This is a genomic window from Salipaludibacillus sp. CF4.18, from assembly GCF_051262595.1.
GTDB lineage: Bacteria > Bacillota > Bacilli > Bacillales > Salisediminibacteriaceae > Salipaludibacillus > Salipaludibacillus neizhouensis.
Genome location: NZ_JBIMEV010000003.1, coordinates 72,212 through 90,896, shown reverse-complemented (window position 1 = coordinate 90,896; position 18,685 = coordinate 72,212). Strand labels below are relative to the sequence as shown.

Sequence of the window (18,685 nt, the reverse complement as noted above, 5' to 3'; positions counted from 1 at the left end):
TACCTATAGAAGGTTTGAATGGACACTTAATTTTAATCTGATGGAGAGTTATCGGTTTAAATGATGGGCATCAAGATTTATAATAGGAAAGAGTGAACTATTGTTAAAGGCGGGATGGCCGGGAGGTACAAGAGTATGGATTCAAAAAAACAAAACGATCAGAGTACTCCAGAGGAAGAACAAAAAAAAGAAGACGAAAGAGTTTTCTTTGATGGAGAACATTATTATACAAAAGAAGAATTTTTTAATCCAGATGATGAAGAGGAAGATCCTAAGCCTAAGAGAAACAAAAAAGGTTTTAAAATAGTCATTGCTTCAGTACTGACACTTGCTTTATTTAGTAATGTGTTTGCAATATGGCCAAAGCTGATAAATCTTCCAGCACTTGAATTTTTAGCAACTTCTCAGGAATTATCTCAAAATGAAGACGTACAAACATATACGGATTCGGTTGTTGTAGTAAGAGGTGGAAATAGCAAAGGGACTGGGTTTTTATTCACGGATGAAGGGCATATTATGACTAATCAACATGTCATTGAAGATGAACCTTTTGTAACAGTCTCGTTTCAGAATGGAGACGGATATCATGCCGAGGTTATAGAAAGTGATGAAGAACTCGATATTGCGATTTTGAAAGTTGAAGAAGTGGAACTAGATCGGCATGTATTAGAATTCGAAGATGCGTGGGATATAGACGAACCTGTTTACGTAATCGGTAATCCATTATTTTTTAATTATATTGCAAATGAAGGTCAATTGCTTGGCGAGACAACCACACAAAACAGAGAAGATCCCGTGCTGATGCTAGATGCACCGGTATATAGAGGTAGTAGCGGTAGTCCTGTCATAAATGAACAAGGAAATGTCGTTGGTGTTATTTTTGCAACGACTCAAGTTGATCATAAGGGTAACGAACAGAAGGTGGGTCTTGCAGTCCCAGTTGAGGATTTTATCGAAGATTTGTCAGTCGGAGAAAATTAAATTTTATGGATTAACGTTTAAGACTTGAATAAATCGTTGAATCTTGAGATAATGGCTGATGGCTTGATATAGATAATAATATAATGATGAATAGATAACGGACATTAATATAAAGTTTTGAAAGTAGGGTTAATTATGAAGAAAGAATCCATTTATGGCTTAACATTTGAACAGCTTACGGATTGGCTGACAGAACGTGGTCAGAAAAAATTCCGTGCGCAACAAGTGTGGGACTGGTTATATAGAAAACGAGTGAAAGCTTTTTCTGACATGGTAAATATAAAAAAAGATTGTGTATTATTATTGGAAGAGAATTTTGTAATCCAAACATTGGAGTTGCACTCCAAGCAGGAATCCAAGGACGGTACGATGAAATTCCTATTCAAACTAGATGACGGAAATCTAATCGAAACAGTATTAATGAGATTTGATTATGGTTCTTCTGTTTGTGTTACTACACAAGTTGGTTGTAATATTGGCTGTAGTTTTTGTGCCAGTGGTCTTTTATCAAAAAGCAGGGACTTGACGAGTGGTGAGATTGTAGAGCAAGTGATGAATGTCCAGCACAATATGGATAGTGTCGGTAAAGAAGAAAGAGTCAGTCATATTGTTGTCATGGGTATTGGTGAACCATTTGATAACTTTGTGAACTTAATGGACTTTATTAGTGTTGTGAACAGTGATCGCGGACTTGGAATTGGTGCTAGACATATCACGGTGTCTACAAGTGGTATAGTGAAGAAAATTTATGAATTTGCAGATGCAGGCATCCAGGTTAATCTTGCTGTCTCATTACATGCTCCTAACAATGAACTCCGTACGAAAATTATGAAAGTGAACCGCGGACAACCAATTGAGAAAGTAATGGAAGCCGTGGATTACTACTTGGAAAAAACAAACAGAAGAATTACATTTGAATATATTTTGTTAGATGGAGTTAATGACAGTGCAGAAACAGCGCATGAACTAGTCGAATTAATCAAGGACAAGAAGCGACTTAGTTATGTGAATTTGATTCCTTACAATCCTGTTGACGAGTATATTCAATATAAACAAAGTAAAAAAGGTTCTATTTTAACGTTTTATGACATTCTTATGAAGAATGGTATTCAATGTGGGGTTCGCCATGAACAAGGGTCTGATATTGATGCGGCCTGTGGCCAGTTAAGAAGTAAGCAGATGAAAAAAGACAGGGAACAAGCAAAAGTATAAATTAAGAAAAACGCGTAGCGTCTTTTCTTAATTACATCGTTATCTTTCGCCACCCCGAGTAGCACCTACGAAGTGCGTGTAGGTGCTACTCGAAAGGAGGGTGGGTTTCCCTTGACACGCGTGGCGTAAAGATAGCTGTCAACTATAAATTCTTAACTTTAAAAAAGGAACTTGGAGATTTTTCTCCAAGTTCCTTTTTTATGTTTTATTTTTGAGCTGAAATAGGACTAACACTTTTTCCCTCTAAAGGTGGATATGTCTTTCTAATAAAGACTGCTAAAATTAACCCTACAAAGGTAACAGAGGTGAGTACTACGAAAGCCATGTTTACCCCGAAGATTTCCGGATATGAGATACCAGGTTGTTCCGCGGCTCGCTCTCCTGCAGTTGTCATTACTGTTACAAGAATAGCAGTTCCTACCGATGCTGCAATTTGTCGCATCGTATTTGTCATCGCTGTTCCGTGTGCAAGCAAACTTTGAGGTAATTCATTTAATCCGGCCGTAGTTACCGGCATCATAACCATAGATAATCCAAACATACGAATCGCATACATTACTGTTAAATACTGCAAGGAAGTTGATTCATCGAGAAAACACAGACCTAATGAAGCCCCTGTAACAATAACCATACCAACTACTGCAAGTACTCTTCCTCCAACTTTATCGAAAATTCTACCTGTAATTGGTGACATGATACCTGTTAAGATAGCACCTGGAAGAAGAACAAGACCAGCTTCAAAGGCAGTGAAATCTAAAATGTCCTGCATATTAAAGAGGAATAAGCGTTTCTGATCCAATAAGGCCCATAAATGCAATTGAGGCCACAACTGTACCAATAGTGAATGTTCTGTATTTAAAGATACGAAATTCCAACATCGGATGCGCCATGCGTAGCTGACGAAGAATAAAGAATACTAGTGAAAGAACCCCTATAATTAACACAATTAAGGTGATTGGACTAGTAAAGCCTACATTTCCTGCGCTTGTAAAAGCATATAACAATCCACCAAAACCAAAGGAAGATAAGATGATGGATATTGGATCTACTTTAGGATTTTTCAATTCGGTTACATTTTTCAAAATAAAGTGAGATACAATGATAATCCCAATGGCTAATGGCAAAATGATTAAAAACAATAGTCTCCATGAATAGTTAGAAGTAATCCATCCAGATAATGCTGGTCCAATTGCTGGGGCAAATGAAATGACTAAACCGATATAACCCATAGCTGCACCACGTTTGTTTACTGGGAATATCATTAGGAAAACTGTTTGCATTAACGGAAGCATAACCCCCGTACCAGTTGATTGAATAATTCTACCGAATAGTAATACTTCAAAGTTAGGAGCTAGACCTGCAACAATGGTTCCTAAGGTAAAAATACTCATTGCAGTGATGAATAATTGTCTTGTCGTAAATTTTTCAATTAGAAAGGCACTGATCGGGATCATAATTCCGTTAACAAGCATAAACACAGTCGTTAACCACTGAGCCGTATTGGCTGTAATATTCATTTCTACCATAATTGGCGGAATGGCAGTGATCATTAGTGTTTGATTTAGAATAGTAATAAAAGAGCCGATGAGGAGCAGTGCTGCTATTAGTGTCTTATTATTTACTTCGGTATTCAAGATGAGTCCTCCTGTTTTACATGGATAATATTTAGTGTGACTAAGTATTTTATAGATCTAAGAAACTATTATACGCTTAGTATTGCTAGTAAACAAATAAAATTAATAAATAAAGCGTACTTTAACATAACTTATTAGATTGTCCTAGTTAAGAAAGCAACTGCATGGAAATATTATTATATTAAAATAGTCATATTTAATGACTAAAAACATGTTTTTTTCCATTGTTTTTACTTCTTATATACGATACTTTTACCTTATAGACATTAAAGAGCTTCTAAATTAGCAGTTTGTTATTCCTGAACCTGGTAGAGAGAGAGAAAAAGGGAGGGTGTAGCGATGCCTAAAATTAAAATGAATCAGGCTCTTGCCTATGCTTGTGTCGTTATTGGAGCCTCGTGTTGGGGCATCGTTGGTTTATTTGTGCAGCAGCTGTACGCGAGTGGTTTTACACCATGGCAAGTAGTGACAATAAGGTTAACAATTTCAAGTTTGATTTTATTTCCAGTATTATTTATTTTGTTTAGACAATATTTAAAGATTGATTGGAAGGATATTCCTTACTTTTTTATTTTAGGTGTTTTTAGTATTGCACTGTTCAATTGGTGTTATTTTGCAGTGATGGAGCGTTCATCAGTAGCAATTGCTGTTGTGTTTGTTTATACGTCACCTGTTTTTGCAGCATTGATAGCACGGATATTGTACAGAGAGAAACTGACATTGCAAAAAAATCTAGCCATTATATTCACCGTTGCTGGTTGTGCCTTAGCCATTGAATTTATTCCCATTGGAGGAATTACAGTTACATTAAGCACGGTTTTACTAGGTTTATTAGCAGGCTTATTTTGTTCTTCTTATAGTATAATCGGAAAACATGTCAGTAGGGCTTATCATCCTGTTACGATTACGTTTTACGCGATGATCTGTGGAAGTGTGTTTATGATACCGACGAGTCAAATATGGAAAAAGACGGAAATGTTGCTAACGGCTGAGATATGGATGCCGATCATGGGGATTTCGGTTATTTCTACAATCCTTGCTTATGTGTTATTTACTCTGGGTCTGTCTTATGTAGAATCCAGTAAAGCAGCAATACTTTCTTCCGCTGAGTTAATTATTTCGGTTTTAGTGAGCATTTACATCTTAAATGAAAGTTTAACTTTTTGGCAAGGATTTGGATTTATATTTGTGGTTGCCTCAGTCGTACTAACTATCTTTTCATTCAAAAAAAGAGCGAGTCAAATTCATTCTATGAAAACGAGTAATAAATCGCTTGAATAAAAAAGAGTACTGGATAAATTATTTATTCAGTGCTTTTTATATATATTAAAAAATTAGGTGTTTAGAGATTGCTTTTTTCTATCGAACAAAGGTGCTCGAAACCGTACCCTCCTTTCGAGTAGCACCTACACGTAATACGTAGTTGCTACTAGGGGGGCGAAAGATCACGCTGTATTTAATAAAAGACGCTACGCGTTTTTCTTAGAAGACTAAATAATTTATCACTTTTTAGCATATTTCTTTGATTTAAGTGAAAAATATATGAAGAAATAATAGTTGGAAAGGAGAGGTATGTATGGTTAATCGAAATGATGTTTGCAAGGCGTGTGAAGGAACAGGAATGTTGTCAGATGACGAAGAATGGCAGTATGTCTGCACGATCTGTGATGGACAAGGAGAAGCTATTGCTGAAAATATTATTCATCCGAAACGAATGAACGTAGATGAAAATAATCGTCTTTTAGATTAAATTATATTGGATTCTTTTTTATAACTACTACTTTCGGATTCCCTTCACCCAGAACCCGCCGAAAAATGCTTTTGTCTCATGTGAGATAATAAATGCGTGAGGATCTAACGCTTTTACAGTTAAATAGAGATTGCGTTCCGATTTTCTTGATGTAAGGATATCCATCATCAGACGCTCACCTTCACGCCCATATGCCACCCAATTTGTTACGCCATAACCTTTGTCCCGGAGTGAGTTTGGAATGTCTGGTTCGTATTCTTTGGTAATAACCGTTACTTTGATATATCCTAAAGCTAATTTTTCTTCAATTTTCATCCCAACGATAACACCTATTCCATAACCAATAGCATAAGCAATTAGATTTTCAGTGCGATCTAAGTTATCCAAGACAATACCTAAGCCAATAATGTACACAAGTATCTCCACAATGCTTAAACCAGCTGCCAGATAACGCCAGCCTTTTAATGTAAGAATCATTCGAATTGTAAAAAGTGTGACGTAAACAATGTTTATAACTAAGATAATAATTACCATACCAACCGCGTTCTCCATGATTAAACTCATTATAATCTCCCTAAAAAATATTCTAACTTTTTCATTTAATATGGTATAAGACGGGATCGGTTACTTATTTATAATTCTTACCAAAAAAATTCCTTGTTTTATAATTACTTCTAACATAAAACGTTTATCCCTTTAAATTAATTTTGATAATTTAATTCTTTCTTACAAACCCTAAGGAAAGATATATAAGAGGAGGTTGAAGTATGGATAAGACAAGGCAAGAAAACTCAGATAAAGTAGCAGAAAAAAGTTATGAACCAGAAGATTACAATCGAACAGATGAATTATCTAAAGGGATGACCATCACACACGAGCAAGTTTCTGACACATTTACCGAGGGAACCGTTGATGGGAAAATTGACGATGTAGAAGAAGATGGGTCATTAAAGTCTCATAATGGAGAAGCGATTCCAAGAGAAGGTTATGAATACAAAAAATATGACCAAAAAACTACAGAAAAATCTTAATTAACTACTTAATCAAAGCATAAAACACGATTCAATAAAAAAGTTTAAGAAGCCTTGATCTTCAGAACGTCGAAGAACCCATGCTGGTTTTGGAAGCATTGGTTCTTCATTTTTATTTAAATTATGCTAATATTATATTTCGCTAATAAATCTTTAAGCGCCGGACGTGTGTTACCATTTGTACCAGTTATTTCAGAGGCAGTTATTAAAGAATTTAAAATTGCTTCTTCTGTGGCTTCTGAAACAGCGTGAAAAGCGATATCGATATCCTCCTCATGTATCACAAAGGAAGAGAGTAGAGTGTTAAGTTTATAATGAGGAACCTTTGTTGCGGTAGAAAAACCAATCACGATATCACCACTGCCAGTAGATAAGGATGATCCTGTAAGGGAAAGTCCGGTGACTGTTCTTTTTAAGATACGATTAAGTTGTCTATCAGAAACTGGAAGGTCCGTAGCGACAATAATCATAATAGAACCTTTATCTTTAACTTCATAAGAAGGATGCAGATGGAAAATTTCTTTGCCGGTCTCTTTACCATTAATGGTCAGATCCTTTAAGACTCCAAAATTAGTGCAGACTAAAACTCCCATCGTATACATTCCATGAGAGAATTGCATAATTCTAGATGAAGAACCGATTCCACCTTGTAATGAAAAACAAACCATTCCAGTTCCTGCACCAACGGAACCTTCTTGAAATTCAGAGGCGGCATTTGAGATCGCCTGAAAAATGTGTTCTTTTTGTATAAAACCTGCTCGAATGTCATTTAGAATCATATCATTGCATTCCCCGACAACTGGGTTAACAGTTCCAGTTGTTTTACCTATGTCGGGATTACTCTTTAACATGTATTCAATTAGAGCATCCACAGCAGTACCGACACTCAAGGTATTTGTAAGTATAATAGGAGTTTCGAGTGTACCGAGTTCATTCAGCTGAAGTGTACCAGTAGTTTTGCCAAAACCATTCATGACATGACAACTTGCAATCATTTTCTCTTTAAATAAATTTCCTTGATGGGGAATGATAGCGGTAACTCCAGTTTGCATGTTTCTATCGCTAAGAGTTGTATGGCCAACCTTCACACCAGGTACATCTGTTATTGCATTTAGTACGCCTGGGCTAAAATCTCCAATATTTACTCCGTAGTTTCTTAACCGTTTCGTGTTTTGCATGTATTCATACTCCTTCCATCATGTTTATTATTCACCAAAAAGAAGGAATAATCCTTTTCTTTTCTATTTAGATGAAAGCTAAAATCAAGATAATTAAAAATTAATAGAACTTGCATGGACTTTTCTGTGAAGACGGTGTATTCTCTAAGTTATGGACATAAGAAGTCAGACAACTTTATGAAAGGGGATACATACATGAAAAAGATTGCTGTATTAACAAGTGGGGGAGATGCACCTGGTATGAACGCTGCAATTAGGGCAGTGGTAAGGGCAGCCGTGTATTATAACATTGAAATTGTTGGAATTACTAGAGGATTTGCTGGATTGATCAAAGGTGAATTAATAGAAATGGAAGCGTCTACTGTTGGAGATATTGTTCATAAAGGTGGTACGATGCTGAAAACAGCTAGATCAGAGGAGTTTAAAACGGAAGAAGGAAGAAAAAAAGCTTATGAAATATTAAGAGAAAATGGGGTGGAGGGCTTAGTCGTGATCGGAGGAGACGGTTCTTTCGCTGGTGCTCAAAAACTCAGTGAAATGGGGATAAACACCATAGGAATTCCCGGAACAATCGATAATGACTTGGCATACACCGAGTATACGATCGGATTTGATACGGCAGTAAACACAGTTTTAGATGCTGTTACAAAAATTCGTGATACATCATCTTCCCATGAAAAAGCAACAATCATTGAAGTTATGGGAAGAAATTGCGGTGATATTGCATTACACGCAGGTCTAGCTGGAGGTGCGGAAAGCATCATTCTTCCAGAGGCCCAATTAGGGATTGAAGATATCGCCAAAAAGCTTAAACAAGGAAAAGAAAGAGGAAAACTTCATCACATTATCATGCTCGCCGAGGGATCTGGCAATGCTTCGCAATTGCAAGAAGAAATTTTAGAGAAAGCCGGTGTCAATGCTCGTGTAACCGTTTTAGGATTTATTCAACGCGGAGGAGACCCGACATCTTTCGATAGAATTATAGCTAGTAAAATGGGCGTGAATGCTGTGGAATTGCTGTTAAAAAATGAATCAAATAAAGTAGTAGGTATAAAAGATAATAAGATCTTTAATATGGATATTACGGAAGCTTTAAACATGAAAAAGCCCTTTGATAACCACATGTATAAGTTAACCGAAATATTATCTGTTTAGTATTAGAGATTTGAACACCTCCTTACGTTTAATCCCTTCTACTAACGTGAATATTAAAGGTATCATGTTTTTGGAGGGAATTAATAAATGAAGCAACAAGAAATACAATTATTAAAAAAAGAACTTTTAAAAATGAAAGAAGAGTTCGAGACCCGATTATCAACTCAAGAGGATAGTAAGGAAAGTGCTGGGGATACTGGAGAACTTTCAAATACTTCTAACCATCCCGGAGATCAAGGAACGGAGTTATTTGATAGACAAAAAGAAATGACTTTAGATAATCATTTGAATGAAACGTTAGAAGAAGCGAGTGAAGCGTTAGAAGCAATTCAAGATGGCACCTACGGTAAATGTGAGAATGTGGGAAGGAAATTCAGTTTGAAAGACTGGAAGCAATACCAACGACAAAGTGGTGCATAGACCACGCGAAAAAACAAACAGAAGAAAACAAACGTCCAGTAGAAGAGGATATAACAAGTCCACTGAAAAAAGGGGATACATCTTATAAGCAAGAGCTGCGACAAGATACTTGGGAAGCTGCGAGTGAGCATGGTACCTCATCAGATACACCAGATGGCACTAGTAAGTAGAGGGTGTGACCAAGTTTTTGGTCACACCCTCTAGACTCTCTAAGCATTTTCTTCGAATTTTTTTACGATACCCACAATGACATTAGTAGCTTTTTCCATATTTTCGACGGAAATAAATTCATACTTACTATGAAAGTTTTCTCCACCGGTAAAAAGGTTCGGAGTAGGTAAACCTTTATAGGAGAGTTGTGATCCATCCGTTCCTCCTCTGATCGGCTCTACAATAGGAGTTATTTCCAATGAAGTCATTACTGAAAAGGCAACATCTACAATTTCTTTTACTGGTTCTATTTTTTCTCGCATATTATAATACTGGTCTTTGATAACTAGTTCAACAGTGTTTTTTCCGAATTTTCTTTGCATGCCTTCCGCGACCCAGCGAATATGCTTTTTTTTGTTTTCGAATTTCTGTTGATCAAAATCACGAATAATATAGTGTAATGTAGTTTTTTCTACATCACCATCCATAGAGAGCAAATGATAGAAACCTTCGTATCCAGCAGTGTGCTCTGGAGCTTGACTCAAAGGAATTTCATCATGAAAGTTCATTGCAAGCTTCATGGAATTTGTCATTTTGTTTTTTGCTGTGCCGGGATGAACGTTATTGCCATGAAAGATAACTTCGGCAGAAGCAGCATTAAAACTTTCATATTGAAGTTCACCTATGGGACCACCGTCTACAGTATAAGCAAAAGATGCCCCGAATTTTTCTACGTCAAACTTATGTGGTCCACGTCCAATTTCTTCGTCAGGCGTAAATGCTATACGAATTTTTCCATGCTTAATCTCGGGATTAGCAATTAGAAATTCAAGTGCAGTCATAATTTCTGCAATTCCTGCTTTGTTATCCGCGCCTAAAAGCGTATTCCCATCTGTAGTAATCAGTGTATGTCCGATGTAATTTTGAAGGTTTGGAAACTTATTAGGTTCAAGGATGATAGATTTCTCTTTATTTAACACGATCTCACTGCCATCATAATTCTTTACTAGCTGAGGGCGAACATTCGTACCAGTAAAATCAGTGGCGGTGTCTAGATGAGCAAGAAAGCCAATTACTGGAACATCTTTCTCTGTATTTGAAGCGAGCGAGGCCATCACGTAACCGTAATCATCTATGTGTACATCTTTCATACCAATTGTATGTAATTCTGCAACTAACATTCTTGCAAGTTCCCACTGTCCATCAGTAGAGGGACAAACTTCATTCGACAAGTCTGATTGCGTGTCTATTTTTGCATATGCAGTTAACCTTTCAATCAATGTTTGTTTCATCTATTCTCAGCTCCATTTATTATATTTAAGATATGTATAACTAAATAATACTCTCTATTGTGTAATAGAACAAATACTAATTTTAAAAATGAAGGAACCCAGTAACATTCTACTCGAGATAATTGGAAAATTATCTTGATTTTTAAGAAATTCTACCCTCCCGTTCTAAGTTGAGCGTTATCTTTCTATACTATGATTACGTAACGTTACAATCCATCAAGAAAGGATGAGCACACATTGAGAATGATGAGTGACTCTTACTTCACATTATTAGCCAAAACTCAAGCAATAAGTATTGAGCCCAAAAATCGACGTGTCAAACTTTATCACCTCCCGAACAACATCAACATGAGAGAAACAATGGATGAATGTGAAGTGTTGGGAAGGAATGAGGGATGTGATAAAATTATTTTTTATGTTCGAAAAGAAGATAGGGATAAGTTAACGGGAAATAAAGTTTACCAGGAGGGCGTTATTCGTGGTTTTTTTCGTGGGATCGATGCGTTCATCTATGCGATGTTTCTAAATCCTGTTAGGGAGCATTCCATTGATTGGAAACAAAACAAGAAGGTTATGGAGCTTATAGAGAATGATCATAAGAAAACGAAACACATGCGTTTACCTGATGGCTATTTCATGAGGAGTGCAACGAAACAGGATGCGTTGCAGATGGCAAGGGTGTATGATACTGTATTTAAAACGTATCCGACTCCTATGAATGATTCAAAATATATCCAGACTATGATGGATGATAATGTATATTTCACCATCGTTGAATATGACGGTCAAGTTGTTAGCTCAAGTGCAGCAGACTATTTACCCGCTTTTAATTCAGCTGAAATGACCGACTGTGCAACATTAGTTGAACATAGGAATAAAGGTTTACTAAACATTCAGTTTGCTCATCTTGCTGAACACATGAAAGACATAGGCTTACAAACTCTATTTTGTTATGCCCGTTCTATATCAGTAGGTATGAATTTAATCAATGTCAGAAATGGTTTCTCATTCGGTGGTAGAATGATTCAAAATAGCAATATAGACGGACGTTTAGAATGTATGAACATATGGTATAAAAACCTTAAGTCCCCGGTGAGAGATTAAAATACCGGAGACTTAGTTTTACTTTATCATGATTAGTTACACCCAATTGTACTCTTGGCCCCAGCTCTCCCGGGCAAGTGTTTCTATTTCTTTTACAATGTCATCTTTAACAGCAAATGCATCCCCTTGCTCATAAGGATTGTAGTGAAAAGCATATAATCGTGAGACAAATTCATGGAAGGGCAAGGATGATTCTCCTTCAATTTCTCCGTGATCGGAGACAGATGGCTTTATTCCTTGTCCCCAGTTTTGTGAACTGTCGTTATTTGGATTATAAAAATATACGCGGTACTTCTCATTAGGATCTTTTTTGATACGTTGAATTGAAATCGCATGGAATCCGAGCATTTTCCCATACACCGTTGTAATACATATACCCACTGGATTAGGATAAATCATTTCGTAACCCTCATTGTAATCGGGGTGGTGAGTGGCATAAAAGAGCCGTACAAAGGATGCGTAATCTGTAACATTTCCTGTAAGGTGTTCAAACACTTTGCTAAAACCAATTGGGATCCATTCGCCATAAAAAGCGGGATTGACCCACTTATGAGCATCGTCACCTCGAAACTTAACTCTACCTACCATATCCGCGTAAATTTTATCAAGATGAGGCACTAAGATTAAAGAAACTGGGTCAAGTTCTTTATGAAGTTCTGGAGCTAAACCACCGGTCAGGTTTTTAGAATTAATCGTTTCCCCTTCGAATGAGACGTGAATATCTCCATCTCGAGCTGCTCTGGGGATAAGTTCTAACAAATAGCCAGGATCATGAAGGGACCAAAGACTCAAGGCTCTCGCACTTTGGCAAGTTGGATTTAACCCTTGACCAATGCCTAAAGGTTGACCTAATACACTAATCGTGCCAGCGACCATCACATCATTGGCAGTTAAGCCCTCGTGTTTAGAAAAATTCTCTAATAATGTTTCACGAACATCTGGTTGTAGATCTAGATCAATGAGTCTCCTTAATCCAGGAGGAACTGGGTTATAAGAAAGCACACTTCGTTCTAGCATACGAGCTAATCCATATAAAGATTGATGTGTCGGAGGATGGATGGCAGCTTTGATTAGCTGATGTACTAGTTCTGCGTTAGCTTCTAGACTGGCTTTTCCTTTATTGTTTAATGCAAGAGCTATTGGTAGTAACTTAGGATTAGAACGATTAAGATGACGAACTAAAATTACGTGATAGGGAGAGACAAGCCCTGTTTTTTGCATAGATTGACCAAAAGCATCTGCTTCGTTTTTCAAGCTTTCTTCCGGTATATTTTTAATCTTTGTCCGGTAATCACTAAATTCAGGATACTCCTGACTAATAGGGGTCAGATCACTAATAGCTTCATGATAGGTATTAATGTCGTGAAGAACCTCTTTGTCTAGGTCTTCATGGGTAAGCTGTTTGGCTTTCTGTATCATTACAAGAATCCGATTAACCATGATTGGTCTTTGGACAGTTAAACGTCTAATTTCATTCAATAGCGTTTTTGAAATAGATTTCAAAGACAAGACATCTGACATTAACTTGAACAAACGTTGGGCGCGTTCGGTTTCTTTACCCTGCTCAATTTTAGCGTCTTCCGATTCTTCTGGGAAAATAAAATCGAGATTCATGGCCATTACCTCATGCAAGTATTCTCTTGCACTCTCAGATGAAACGTTATCATTTTTATATTTTTCTTCAGCTAACGATAACATTCTTAGTTCACTCAAGAGTGTTACGATTGATTCTACGCCGTCAATTCTTAAGGAACCGTTGACTAAATTAGGTTGTAATTTCGAAGGATCCTCCCAAGGCCCTCCTTCAAAAACACCTGCTTCATCAAATCGTTCGGCATAATTGTAAACAGTTTTAATCCCTTCCATAGTACATACTAGTCGACTAGCTTCTTGGAAAAAGTTATTTTGGTATATATTTTTAGCGAAAGGTTGAGCCTCATTTAATACTTCAAATGCATGAATAAACCGTTCGGATTTATTTTCTGATTTTGTTTTAGTTTCCATAACTATATGCACATCCTTTGTCTCTTCTTATTGATTCATCTGAATTATACGTAAAAATTATGATTCACATATTTCAGCAGAGGTTGTTTTACATGTTCGCTATTCAGATGATGAAAAAAAACAATGCCATCTGGTGTACCATATCCTTCCATTTCTGGAACTTTACGTTCAGCCGTAGCGAACATATCGTGTTTATCAAAACCAGGTTGTTCTTCAAGATCAAGAGGAATATTTAGTCCTTTTACATTTTTTACACGAGGATAAACCATTAAGCTTCCAGCATAACCCTTTGGCTTTTTTTCGTCAGGGAAGAAGTTGCGTAACTCTTCTTCTGTTGTCTTTGGATCACTGCAAAGAATATAACCTTTAAATGGATTGAAATTATACGTTTTTTGAATTAAATCAAAAATATTTCCACCTGGAATTCGATAAGCTACTTCAATAAACTTTAGATTTCCAGTATCAGTAATGAAAAATTCAGGGTGGATATGTCCAAATTCAATTTCAAAACCCTCAATCAATTGTTCAACAGCTCTTCGAATTTCAGGGCGTTTCTTTTCAATAATAGGAGTGGGTGGTGCCATCATGGAATATCCAAATACCACATATTCCGTTATGTTTAAGAATTGTATTTTTCCTTTATGAATAAATACTTCACAAGATACCTCTACACCATCTAAATTACTTTCCAAGAGGCATGGAAAATCGTAATCTGATAAATGTTTTTCAATATCCTCATTATTTGATATGACACGATGACCGACATCGCCTGCCTTGTCGAATGCTTTGACATGAATTGGTTCATTTACATCACCATCTTGTTTCAAGAGTACATCATTCATTCTCTTTAAAAACTCATGTACATCCTCTTTGTTTCGAGCTTCCTCAAATACCCCCATGCTAAGTCCACTCAATTGTGCTCTCCTTTTCATTTTCCCCTTATGTCGAAATAGAAGGGAATGGTGAAATATCCGGAATTCATCTTTCAATCGTGCGTTTAATGCTCCTGACCACTCAACGGTCGTTTCAAAAAGAGGGACTGTTACTTCCACATGATGTTCTTTTAATTTTTCGAATAACTCCTTTGATGCGTCATAAATATCTTCCATGGGGGTTTTGTTATATTTGTCAAAATCCCAACTAACAAATGGAATGTCGTATTTATTCGCATAATTTTCCCAATCGGGTGGTCCGACTACTAAATATGGTTTTTTTAACTGGTCTACGGCTTCAATCATTGGAATACTCCAACCGATAATTCCTATTGTTCCTTTTTTACTTTCCTGCTTTTCATGATGTTGCATTTTTTTCCGAGTTTGTTTTGCTTTACTCACTGCAAGACCTCCCTATTCAAAATTTGACTTATATAGACAACGCATTCATAGAAAATTAAAAGATGCTGAGTTCTATGTTGTTTCGGCACCAATTATTTTCCTGAATTAACACTTTCTATTGTGATCGAATGGACTGTAATTATACTCATATACAATAAAGAAAAACATAACAATAAATCTAAAAAATATACCGTTAAAACTGGGAATTGATTCAATGAAATTATTCATATCAAATAAACAATAGTCCATCTGTGAAAGAATAAAGGGATAAACTACCGCAAATATCATTTTGGTTGAATCACATTCACAATAAAAATGGAATAAGTGTATATAGAATAGCAGTGATTCCTGCAGCAATCAGGGCTGGCTTTAATTTAAAATGGGCATAGTCGATAACTGAAAGGCCTAATATTTTAGAAATAGTAACGGTATCATCACTTAAAGGTGATGCAAAAGCCCCGAAAGAACCACTAGCAAAAACAGCTCCAATGACAAGTGGCAGACTTACATCTGCTGCAAAGGAAAGAGAAACGCCAAGGGGCATTAATATTCCCCATGCGCCCCATGCTGAACCGATAAAGTAAGAGATCATGGCTCCAAAAAGAAATAGCAATGGAGCGATAAACATATGAGGAATCCATTCTGTGTTGGCTGTTATAAAACTGGAGAATCCTAAATCATCAGTAGCGGAAGATAATCCCCATACAACAGATAAAAGTACAATAACAGACATTAATTCATTTCCACCTAATAAAAAACTGTCCACTAATACTGTTAATTTAAAACGTTGAAAAAGATATAAAATGATACTCAAAAAAACAGTAATTAAAAGGGCAACAACCATCGCTTGCAGAACATCAGCTTCTATAAAAGCTTGAAAAAAGTTTACGCCCTCTCCCATGCCATCCCACCAGGTGAGAAACAGTGTGAATCCAATAACTGAAATAAGCGGAAAAATTAAATTCCATGGTCTGTTTGGTAACTCTTTAGAAACGGATGGATGACAGTCATGCCAATCTGCTTCCGATTCAGATTCAGAACCTTCAATATCTGTAGGAGCATCTGACTTTGAGTGGTGAAAAAAACTTAAATATATACCTAGTAAAATGATCACAAAGGCAAAGAAATTAAAAGGAATGCTGCGAATAAATAACGAGTAAGGATCGATATCACTGCCTACATTCTCCACAGAAACTTGGATCACAGATACCATATAACCAACAAAGGCTGTTGCTACTGGTATCAATACAATCACAGGTGTTGCAGTTGTTTCAATAACAAAACCGAGCTCTTTCGTAGACATTTTTATCTCCTTTAAAAGAGCTTTCATAATAGGAGCAATCGTCACAAAGCGAAATGTAGGTGCACTGAATGTTCCTATTGTAGAAACATAGGTGAGAATGAGGGCCTGTTTTTTAGTCTTGATCTTTTCGGCGGCAAGTTCTACAAATCCTCTGATCCCTCCTGTTATTTTAATGATTCCAACAAGACCGGAAAATGCATAAAGAAAGACAATGATTTTAATATTGTTTTCATCAATTAAGGCTTGAACTAGATATGTAAGCATCGTTTGAATACCACCAAGATAACTAGGATCAGCTAAATAGGATCCAACAAGAAGGCCAATAATAAGTGCTGGCAGAACTTGTTTTGTAAACATTGCTATAGGTATTACTAATAAAAAAGGTATTATAGATAGCCAACTGGCTTCCATGCTGCATTCCACCCATCGATGTACTCTTTCAAACATTTACTTAGCATGTGACTTAACATTAAAATTATGTATCATCGATAATTATGAAGGCGCCAATTAACTAAAGGTTATGCTATAAAGTGGATGAATCTTAAACTAGAAGGGGTTCTATGTGAAGACTGAAAAGATAAAAGAGAGAGAAGTTACAAAGGTGATGTGATGGCGGGAATCTTTAAGGAAAAGGTGTACAGTGGATGACGGCAGACGGGGATATAAGGATTAGAAGCCACTCAACCATTTTCCAAGTATGAGCTAAAGTACACAGACGCATACTACCTATAAAAGGAGGCTGAAAATGGGAAGAGACAGGCAAGAAAAAAAGCTGAAAGAGTCACACAGGGTTGAGTCTGATCGGGATCAAAAGTTAGAGCACAAAGGTGCTACAAAGCTAGAGGGGCCAGGAGCAGCTAGAAGAAGAAACAAAGAATAATTTACAGCGTCAATTAAAAAAACTTTCTGTAAGTAAATCTTACAGAAAGTTTATAGACAAATGAACAACTATTTCCTGGCTGATTGTCTGAATCAAGTCAGGGTACAAAAATTTACGTTGTAACAGTACTATTTACAAAACTTTATAATTAACTTCCCATTTTACGGCGCATACTGGCAGTTTGTTTAGGCTGTTGGCTCGTCATTTTTTTCGTATTACCAAGGGAGTTATTTGTTTGTTGATTTGAACTGTTTTTTTGCTTTTTCTTTTCTAACTGCTGTCTCATTGCTTCTTGCAAATTAATTTTCTTTTTTGGGGTTTCCATGTTTTTGTCTCTCCTTATAATATAAGAACTCTTTTCATTATAATACAATTTATTCGAAATAGGTGATAAATTTTGATTCAATTATGTCCTTATTAGTATCTCCATATATGGGGAGTTTTATTAGCGCATCACACTGCCACCCGATATCTTCATGGATTCGCCTACAATATTTTCAGCCGCGTCAGTTAATAGAAAGATAATACTATTTGCTACTTCCTCTGGACCTGTAATTCTTTTTGAAGGTAATCTGTTATTTACTATCTCCAATTGTTTTTCATAGCTTCGATTTTCTTGTTTAGCTTTCTTCTCAATTGCTCCACGACCCATTTCCGTATCTACAAAGCCGGGACATATCGCGTTGACTCGAATAGAATGTTCAATTGCTTCTAACGCAAAGGATTGAGTGAACCCAATTAAGGCAAATTTAGAAGCACTATATGCCGTGTTCCCATAAGTACCTCTTAGTCCGGAAAGGGAAGAGATGTTCACGATGGAACCTTTTTGCTTTTTTATCATCTCGCGGTAAACGAGTTGAGTAAGCAGAACGGTAGACGTGTAGTTGACATCCATCACTTCACGAAGATCATCTTCTCTGATTTGCTCCATCGTGTCTCCTCCAACAATGCCAGCTGAATTAACGAGACCTGTAATGGGACCATTATGCTTCACAGTTTTCTCCACAAGGTTGATTCGATCCTGTTCTTTTGCTATATTTGCCGAAATAATATTTACTCTTGCTTGATCATTAATAGACTGACATTCTTGCTTTAAATTCTGTAATTTAGCTTCATTTCTTCCAGTAATCGTTACATGTCCACCACATTTTACAACTTCAATTGCAGTGACATAACCAATACCACCAGTAGCTCCAGTTATCAAAATATGTTCATCTTTCAGTGCATCTTTATCAAAAATACTCATTACATTCACCA

17 protein-coding genes and 1 pseudogene are annotated in these 18,685 nt (G+C 36.5%); 9 read left to right on the top strand and 9 right to left on the bottom strand.

Features of this window, described 5'->3' with window-relative positions:
* The first annotated feature begins 135 nt into the window (after window positions 1-135).
* Entirely contained in the window at window positions 136-981 is an 846-nt protein-coding gene (locus ACHABW_RS03370) for a S1C family serine protease (RefSeq protein WP_435754045.1), read from the top strand.
* Window positions 982-1,116: 135 nt separating this feature from the next.
* Window positions 1,117-2,193, top strand: coding sequence for a 23S rRNA (adenine(2503)-C(2))-methyltransferase RlmN (gene rlmN, locus ACHABW_RS03365; protein WP_435754044.1), 1,077 nt, complete (start codon window positions 1,117-1,119; stop codon window positions 2,191-2,193).
* A 205-nt stretch (window positions 2,194-2,398) separates the two neighbouring features.
* Here rlmN and ACHABW_RS03360 read toward each other — a convergent pair.
* Window positions 2,399-3,827 (bottom strand): annotated as a pseudogene (locus ACHABW_RS03360) (MDR family MFS transporter).
* A gap of 339 nt (window positions 3,828-4,166) precedes the next feature.
* Between ACHABW_RS03360 and ACHABW_RS03355 the strand changes: the two are divergent.
* Together ACHABW_RS03355 and ACHABW_RS03350 are read left to right on the top strand one after the other, a co-directional pair.
* Complete coding sequence (locus ACHABW_RS03355) at window positions 4,167-5,108, top strand: DMT family transporter (RefSeq protein WP_435754043.1); 942 nt, start codon at window positions 4,167-4,169, stop codon at window positions 5,106-5,108.
* A gap of 295 nt (window positions 5,109-5,403) precedes the next feature.
* Window positions 5,404-5,577, top strand: a complete 174-nt coding sequence (locus tag ACHABW_RS03350) for a hypothetical protein (protein WP_183041026.1) — start codon at window positions 5,404-5,406, stop codon at window positions 5,575-5,577.
* Window positions 5,578-5,604: 27 nt separating this feature from the next.
* Here the strand turns inward: ACHABW_RS03350 and ACHABW_RS03345 are convergent, their stop codons facing one another.
* Entirely contained in the window at window positions 5,605-6,141 is a 537-nt protein-coding gene (locus ACHABW_RS03345) for a DUF2179 domain-containing protein (protein WP_407690383.1), read from the bottom strand.
* Window positions 6,142-6,344: 203 nt separating this feature from the next.
* Between ACHABW_RS03345 and ACHABW_RS03340 the strand changes: the two genes are divergently transcribed.
* Window positions 6,345-6,608, top strand: coding sequence for a YozQ family protein (locus tag ACHABW_RS03340; RefSeq protein WP_435754042.1), 264 nt, complete (start codon window positions 6,345-6,347; stop codon window positions 6,606-6,608).
* A gap of 116 nt (window positions 6,609-6,724) precedes the next feature.
* Here the strand turns inward: ACHABW_RS03340 and ACHABW_RS03335 are convergent, their stop codons facing one another.
* Window positions 6,725-7,786, bottom strand: a complete 1,062-nt coding sequence (locus ACHABW_RS03335) for a P1 family peptidase (protein ID WP_435754041.1) — start codon at window positions 7,784-7,786, stop codon at window positions 6,725-6,727.
* Between the two features lie 195 nt (window positions 7,787-7,981).
* On the opposite strand from ACHABW_RS03335, the gene pfkA reads away from it, so the two are divergent.
* Complete coding sequence (gene pfkA, locus ACHABW_RS03330) at window positions 7,982-8,941, top strand: 6-phosphofructokinase (protein ID WP_435754040.1); 960 nt, start codon at window positions 7,982-7,984, stop codon at window positions 8,939-8,941.
* 87 nt (window positions 8,942-9,028) lie between these two features.
* A complete protein-coding gene (locus ACHABW_RS03325; protein WP_435754039.1) occupies window positions 9,029-9,361 on the top strand; it encodes a hypothetical protein in 333 nt (110 codons plus the stop codon).
* Window positions 9,362-9,570: 209 nt separating this feature from the next.
* On the opposite strand, the gene pepT is transcribed toward ACHABW_RS03325, so the two are convergent.
* Window positions 9,571-10,803: a peptidase T gene (gene pepT / locus ACHABW_RS03320; protein ID WP_435754038.1), complete on the bottom strand. Its 1,233-nt coding sequence runs from the start codon at window positions 10,801-10,803 to the stop codon at window positions 9,571-9,573.
* A 243-nt stretch (window positions 10,804-11,046) separates the two neighbouring features.
* Here pepT and ablB point away from each other — a divergent pair, with 243 nt between their 5' ends.
* Window positions 11,047-11,907, top strand: a complete 861-nt coding sequence (gene ablB, locus ACHABW_RS03315; RefSeq protein WP_435754145.1) for a putative beta-lysine N-acetyltransferase — start codon at window positions 11,047-11,049, stop codon at window positions 11,905-11,907.
* Between the two features lie 36 nt (window positions 11,908-11,943).
* Here ablB and ACHABW_RS03310 read toward each other — a convergent pair whose 3' ends face one another.
* The 3 genes from ACHABW_RS03310 to ACHABW_RS03300 form a co-directional block, all read right to left on the bottom strand.
* Window positions 11,944-13,911, bottom strand: a complete 1,968-nt coding sequence (locus ACHABW_RS03310; RefSeq protein ID WP_435754037.1) for a hypothetical protein — start codon at window positions 13,909-13,911, stop codon at window positions 11,944-11,946.
* Between the two features lie 44 nt (window positions 13,912-13,955).
* The gene (locus ACHABW_RS03305) at window positions 13,956-15,245 is read right to left on the bottom strand and encodes an ATP-grasp domain-containing protein (RefSeq protein ID WP_435754036.1); all 1,290 of its coding nucleotides are present in this window, start codon (window positions 15,243-15,245) and stop codon (window positions 13,956-13,958) included.
* A 304-nt stretch (window positions 15,246-15,549) separates the two neighbouring features.
* Window positions 15,550-16,959, bottom strand: a complete 1,410-nt coding sequence (locus tag ACHABW_RS03300) for a Na+/H+ antiporter NhaC family protein (protein WP_435754035.1) — start codon at window positions 16,957-16,959, stop codon at window positions 15,550-15,552.
* Window positions 16,960-17,293: 334 nt separating this feature from the next.
* Here ACHABW_RS03300 and ACHABW_RS03295 point away from each other — a divergent pair, with 334 nt between their 5' ends.
* Complete coding sequence (locus tag ACHABW_RS03295) at window positions 17,294-17,428, top strand: YpzI family protein (protein ID WP_435754034.1); 135 nt, start codon at window positions 17,294-17,296, stop codon at window positions 17,426-17,428.
* Window positions 17,429-17,576: 148 nt separating this feature from the next.
* On the opposite strand, the gene ACHABW_RS03290 is transcribed toward ACHABW_RS03295, so the two are convergent.
* Entirely contained in the window at window positions 17,577-17,753 is a 177-nt protein-coding gene (locus ACHABW_RS03290) for a hypothetical protein (RefSeq protein WP_183041025.1), read from the bottom strand.
* A gap of 120 nt (window positions 17,754-17,873) precedes the next feature.
* The gene (locus tag ACHABW_RS03285; protein ID WP_435754033.1) at window positions 17,874-18,674 is read right to left on the bottom strand and encodes an SDR family NAD(P)-dependent oxidoreductase; all 801 of its coding nucleotides are present in this window, start codon (window positions 18,672-18,674) and stop codon (window positions 17,874-17,876) included.
* Window positions 18,675-18,685 lie beyond the last annotated feature (11 nt).